We start from the raw sequence: 6,563 nt of genomic DNA, 5'->3' as shown, positions 1-6,563 counted from the left end.
GAGCGTGAACTCGACTGTGGGACCGGCTTTAGCCGGGAAAGCGTCAGGCGCCACACCGCAAAAATGCGGGTGATTTCACTGGCCTCTTCCCGGCTAAAGCCGGTCCTACGAAACCGCGTGAGGTCAGTGAGGTTGAGCGTGAACTCGACTGTGGGACCGGCTTTAGCCGGGAAAGCGTCAGGCGCCACGCTGCAAATATGCGGGTGATTTCAATGGCCTCTTCCCGGCTGAAGCCGGTCCCACTGGCACGGTTCAGGCCGAACGATCTCAGGGTCATCCCCCATCAAAAAATACTGTCAACCACCCCGCCATCCACCCGCAGCGCTGCGCCGGTGGTGGACGACGCCTGCTCGGAGCTGACGTAGATAATCATGTTGGCGATTTCGTCTACATGGGAGGCGCGCCGGATGATCGAGGAACCGCGATGGGCCACGACGAAATCCGCCGCCACTTGCTCCAGACTTTTTCCGGAGCTCTCTACTTCAGGCTTGAGCATCTCGGCGACGCCTTCTGACAGCGTCGGCCCGGGCAGGACCGAGTTCACCGTCACGCCGGTGCCGGCCAGGCGCTTGGCCAGGCCTCGGGAGATCGCCAGTTGCGCGGTTTTGCTGAAGCCGTAATGGATCATGTCTGACGGAATGTTGATCGCCGACTCCGACGAGATGAACACGATCCGCCCCCATTTGCGCTCTACCATTCCGGGCGCGTAGGCCCGGGAGATGCGCACGCCGGACATCACGTTGGTGTCGAAGAACCGCTGCCATTCGCTGTCGGGGATCTCGAAGAAGTCCTGAGGGTTGAAGATGCCCATGTTGTTGATGACGACGTCGAAGTCAGGATGGTGCGCCAGCAGCTGCTGACAGGCGCCCTCCTCGCTTAGATCGCCGGCAAAACCGGTGGCGTTCTCTGCCAACGGGCCCAGCCGCTGCAACGCCGCGTCGACACTGCCCTGGCTTCGCCCGTTGATTACCACGTGTCCACCGGCTTCAAGAAAGCCCTTGGCTGCAGCGAAGCCGATGCCGCTGGTTGAACCGGTGACCAGAACGTGACGGCCCGTAAAATCGATTTTCATCTCATTAACCTCTGCAGTGCACTGAGTGGAAAGGACGTTTCTGTACAACGTATGAACCCGCAGTAAAGAGGCAAATGACGACAACCGCGAGCCATTGTCATTTTTCGCGTCGGACGGGTCAGCTGCCCACGATCAGTTGCTCCTCAACGCCCTGTTCGACAGCGACGTCCCGTCGTGATTGATCCAGCAAATCGTTCAGCGCAGCGTGCAGCTTTTGCAGAGCCCCTTCCTTATCCACCCACCAGTCGGTGGACCACAGTCTCAGCAGATTCCAGCCCAGACCGGTGAGAATCGCCCCGCGGACTTTGTCCCGGTCCCGGGCAGTGGCCGCGCTGTGATACGTGGCACCGTCGCACTCGACACCCGCAAGGTAATCGCCGGGGCGATCCGGGTGAACGATGCCCAGATCGATGCGGAACCGTGACACGCCGATCTGCGGAACGACCTGCCAGCCCAGACGCCTCAGTCCGTCGGCAACGGCTTCTTCAAACGGCGAGTCATAACCGCCCGCCGAGCCTTGGACCGCCTCGGCCAGCGCCTTCGGCCCACGCTGGGCAAATTCGATGAAGTGCTTCAGATCGCGCACGGCCCGCGCATTGGTGCGGTTGAGGTCGATCATCGACGGCTCGAACGAGGTGAACACCAGCATTTCCCGCCGCGAACGGGTGATGGCGACGTTGAGCCGACGCCAGCCGCCGTCCTTGTTGAGCGGCCCGAAGTTCATCGACATCACCGGCGCACCCGGTTCAGTGGGGCCGTAGCCGATGCCGAGCATGATCAGGTCGCGCTCGTCGCCCTGGACCGTTTCCAGATTCTTGACCACCACCGGCTCGGTCTGGGTGTCCTGGAAGAACGGCTCGATCTGCGGGTATTGCTTGCGGGCCGCGTCCAGCAGGTCGTTGATCAGCTTCTGCTGATCCGAGTTGAGTGTGATGATGCCGATGGAATACCCCGCCGCCACGAACGCAGGGTCGGTGAGGCGCTTGACGGTTTCATCGACGATGGCCTGGGCTTCGGCCTCGTTGTAACGCCCCTTGCCTTTCGCATACACGCCCTCGACCTTGCGCCACTCGACCGCACTGGCGCGGGTTTCCGCCGCCGGGAAAGTGATCAGGTTGCTGTCGTAGTACCGGTGGTTGGAGAAGGCAATCAGGCTTTCATGGCGACTGCGGTAGTGCCAGCTCAGACTGTGGCTCGGCACCCCTGCCCCCAGGCATTCGTCGAGGATGCTTTCCATGTCTTCGGCGGTGTCGTCGTCGCCGGCATTCGGGCCACGGTTAAAGAAGTTGGTCGGCGGCATCTGCCGAGGGTCACCGGCGATGATCACCTGCTTGCCCCGGGCAATCGAACCGATGGCGTCCCACGGCGCGATTTGCGACGCCTCGTCGAAGATCACCAGATCGAACGGCGGCTGATCGGCGGGCAGAAACTGCGCAATCGACAACGGGCTCATGAGCATGCAAGGGGCCAGGCAATTCAGTGCATCGCCCATCTCGATCGCCAGCTGCCGGACCGGTTTGTGTCGCCGAGACTTCTGCAACTCATGCTTGAGAATCGCAAAGCCGCTGCTTTTGGGGATGTCGTTCTTGGACGGAATCAGGCCGCAGAGTCTGGCGCGGATATAGCGCACCGTCAGCTTCGCCAGTTCGTCGTCCAGGCGCACGAAGGTGCTGATGTCGCTCATGTGCTCGGCCGTGACGAAATTACGCAGCAACGGTTCGCCGTCGATGCCTTGGGTCGCGAACCAATGGGCATAGGCCGTGACGAAGGTCTGCTCGGTGGCAGACGGCAACAGGCTGCCGATTTCCAGCGCCTCGGCCAGACGGGCAAGGCCTGCTTGCGCCGCCTGTTCGCGCACCCGGCACCAGTCGCACCACGCCTTGAGCTGTTCTTCCTGCTGCTGGATGGCGAGTGACGTCGCCCTAAGTGTCGCCACGCTCGGGGGCACTTCAGTACTTGTGCGCGCCAGCCCGGTGAACAACCCCGTGGCCGCCTCAACGCGGGACGACGCCTGTTGCAAGGTCGAGCAGGCGGAAGCGAGTGGTCCATTCGACGCCAACATGTCATTCGCGTCGATCACCAGACGTGCAACGGCGCCGCGCAAGGCAACCAGGTGTTCGGGGGATTCGGCCAACCCGATCAGCGTTTTGCGCAAATGCTCGGCCAGTGCCACGGCCTGCAGCGTGCGCACCGGGTCGCTCTTCAGGCCCTGCCAGCCAGGGATCGATTGCATGTCGCTGGCCAACCTGTCCAGTTCCACGAGCTGAGCCTGGAGGCGCTCAAAAATGGCGAGGTCGCCGACGGTGTCCGGCAGGCCCGCCGCGCCCCCGAGGGAGGCGAGTTTCTTCGCGACCTTTTTCTTGGCGAGTGTCCCCAGGAACCAGAACTTGCCCTCAGCTTCCTGCCACTCATTGCGCAACTGCGCGACCGGCACACGACGGCACGCCTCATCGGCGTAATCCAGTGACAGGGTTTCTTCGAGCTCCCGATAGCTCTCGAGCAACTGGCAACTGCGCCGGGCCGCTTCGATACGTGCGGCAGCATCGGGGGCAAAGGCAAATGACAGGTTCAGGCCATGGGTTTCAAGGGTCAGGGCGATCAGCTCATTGAGCTGCCGGACCTGATCCACCTCAGCCACGGGCAACGGCACGTGAGTCAGTGCCAGCAGCCGTTCGCTCGCCGCATCCAACTCATCAAGGGCCTGGGGCACCTCGCGGGCAACGCTGGCGATTTGAGCCTGCCAGGCGTTCGACCATTGCGTCTGCGCGAGAGCGCCAAACGCGCCGGACAACTCGCGAGCGGCAGTGCCATTGAGGCCAAGGCGACGGGCGAGATCCAGCAAGCCGGCGTACTCGGTTCCATTGTGTTGCGTGCCGGTTTCCCAGGCCAGCCTTGGCGTCTGCGCACTGTGGTCGCGCACCACCCGACCGATCGACTGGTGCAGGGTCAAGCCGTTATCCCAACGTCGGTGAAGCACATCGACCAACTGATTGAGCCGTGAGCGCAGGGTCTGCAGGCGCGCGGCTTCCCGCTCCCATTCCTCGGCGCTCAACGCTTCACTCACGTCCCAGGCGCGGTCCAGCTGCTTGAGCACTTCAACCTTGGACGCCTTGCTGGAATGCAGCTCCAGACAGAACTCGCCAAGGCCCTTTTCCGCCAGGCGACGAAACACCACGTCAAGGGCGGCGCGTTTCTCGGCCACGAACAGCACACGCCGGCCGAGGGCCAGGTTGTGGGCGATCATGTTGGCGATGGTCTGGGATTTGCCGGTGCCGGGCGGGCCGTCCATGACAAAGCTGTGGGTATTGGCCGATGCCACGACCGCCGCCACTTGCGAAGAGTCAGCCGGCAACGGAGCGAACAGCTGCGCAGGCGTGACGGTCGCATCCAGGCGCTCGGGCCGGGGGAATTCGGCCGAACTGGCAAAGCCTTCTCCTACAGCGTCCGGGTCCAGCAGATGCTTGACCAAGGGGCTCTGCAACAGCTGCGCCGCGTTGGCGTTCAGGTCTTTCCACATCAGGTATTTGGCGAACGAAAAGGTGCCCAGCACCAGTTCGGTGCTCACCTCAAAACCGGGAATATCGCGCACAGCCCGGCGCACCGTGTTCCAGATGCCGGCCACATCAATGCCGCTGCCATCGCTGGGCAGCTCACCGTCCAGCCCGGGAATCACCAGTTCGAAATCGTGGCGCAGCAATTCAAGCAAGGTCAGGTTGAAACGCGGCTCCTCGTCGAGGAGGCTCAGCGTGACCCCGGACATGGCGCTTTTGCGCTCGAGTTTCACCGGCAGCAAAACCAGCGGGGCTGAGTAGGTTTTCGGGTCGTCGGCGCTTTTCTTCCATTTCAGGAAGCCGATGGCCAGGAACAGCGTATTGGCGCCGCCTTCCTCCAGATCGCTGCGGGCCTTGCGGAACAGGTCGATCAGGGTGGCTTCCAGCTTGACCTTCTCCAGACTGGCAAGGACTTCGCCGCGTGCCAGTGCCTGACGGGCCACTTCGTCGACCAGACTTTCGTTGTTCTGCTGTTCATACAGGGCCTCATCGCGGCCGCTGCTTTTCAGATCAGGGACGGCCACCACGCGGATGCGCTGGCCGCTGGAGAGCAGGTCTTCAAGGGCCGCCGGATCAGGGCACAGCAGACGCACACCCTTGGCGCTGTCCGGCAGGTGCAGCAGACGGTTGCGCGTGGTCAGGTCGAGCAGCTTGCGTTGCCAAAGCGTTAGCTTTCCCGCAGGGCCCTCGGCGTCTTCATCGATCTCGACATCGAAGCCCGGCAGCGACGGCGCTTCCTCCAGCCCTTCCGCCACGGGCGGTGCTGCGTCCATCCCATCGACTGCACCGACGGCTGACACCAGCGCCATCGGGCGAATTTTCTGCATCCGCGCGCGATGCACATCGATGGCCATGATGAACTGCTCATCGTCGAGCTCCCGTTCAGCGGCGGCCACCGCCCGGGAAAAACTCGGCGCAGGCATCTGGGTCGCCAAGGTTGTCTCGAACACCAGCATTTCTTTCAGATCGAGACGTTTGCGCACGGCCGACGCTTCATCGGTCAGCAACTGGGAAAACTCCTGAGGCTGCAACCAGACGCCGGCGAATGCGTGCCCCTTGGTCATGACCAGCAGGGCATTGAGTCCGGCCTGCTCCAGCGCGGCCGCAAACAGCAGCGCGGTATCGAGACAGGTCGCCACGCCGTTTTCCAGCACCACGCTCGGCGGCCTGATCTTCTGGCCTTGCTGCTCGAAGCTCGCCGGTGGCAACGCATAGCTCAGTTGAAAGCTGCACACCGCCGACCAGATGGCCGAAGCCAGCTCCCAGGTGCGCGTGCGGGATTTGCTTTCGTAGCCGTCGATGCCATCTTTCTTGCCGGCCCGGCGCAGGACCTGTGAAGCGGCCTTGAGCACCCGGTCTACCGCAGGGTCATTGGGCATGCAAAACGCGGCGAGCAGTTCCGGCATGGCGCTCAAGCCGCCCCATTCGGTCCGGGCAAGCAGCTCGGTGGGGACGCGCTGTTCGACGAGGACGTTCTCGCCCTGGGACACGCGCATCACCACGTCGGCGTGAAGGCTTTCCGTCAGGCCGGACAGGTAAGCGGCGTTCAGCTTGATGTCGCGATCCGAAATACTGAGGCGATCACCGGGGTGGATACGGTCAATGTTCCAGCTTCGGCTTTCTACGAAATCCGGGTCGGTGCTCAGCGTCAGCACCAGGTCTTCGAGGGTGGTTTCTTCCTGGTTCCAGAGGCTCAATTCGCGGACAAGAGGTACGGCATTCTGGTGGGAGGCGAAGCCGATCTTGCGGGCGATCAGCGCGTCAATCTTGATGTTCATTCACAGGATCCTGAAACTACGAGCGCCGGCCCCATGCGGAGCGCGCCAAATGGCGCCTATAGTCCACGAGTCAGCGTTGGTTGTGAATGTGTTTATCGATGTATCGGACCACCCGGCGCACGCTGGCGCCTTGCGGAAGGCCGAGCGCGGACTGGCAGGACG

The 6,563-nt window shown here is 62.7% G+C and carries 2 protein-coding genes; both read right to left on the bottom strand.

Features of this window, described 5'->3' with window-relative positions:
- Nucleotides 1–283 precede the first annotated feature (283 nt).
- Entirely contained in the window at nucleotides 284–1,072 is a 789-nt protein-coding gene (locus AC0Z8Z_RS19420) for an SDR family NAD(P)-dependent oxidoreductase (protein ID WP_485620181.1), read from the bottom strand.
- A gap of 118 nt (nucleotides 1,073–1,190) precedes the next feature.
- Nucleotides 1,191–6,401 (bottom strand): DUF4011 domain-containing protein, encoded by a 5,211-nt coding sequence (locus tag AC0Z8Z_RS19415; RefSeq protein WP_485620180.1) that lies wholly within the window; start codon nucleotides 6,399–6,401, stop codon nucleotides 1,191–1,193.
- Between the last annotated feature and the right edge of the window lie 162 nt (nucleotides 6,402–6,563).

Source organism: Pseudomonas sp. 1L-C-7-B-C1 (genome assembly GCF_057291635.1).
The sequence above is the reverse complement of the archived record's forward strand: the minus strand, read 5'-3'. Positions and strand labels throughout refer to the sequence as shown.

Bases quoted from the DNA above. Each gene is read 5' to 3' on its own strand.
- AC0Z8Z_RS19420 (WP_485620181.1), bottom strand. From the start codon at position 1,072: ATGAAAATCGATTTTACGGGCCGTCACGTTCTGGTCACCGGTTCAACC.
- AC0Z8Z_RS19415 (WP_485620180.1), bottom strand. From the start codon at position 6,401: ATGAACATCAAGATTGACGCGCTGATCGCCCGCAAGATCGGCTTCGCC.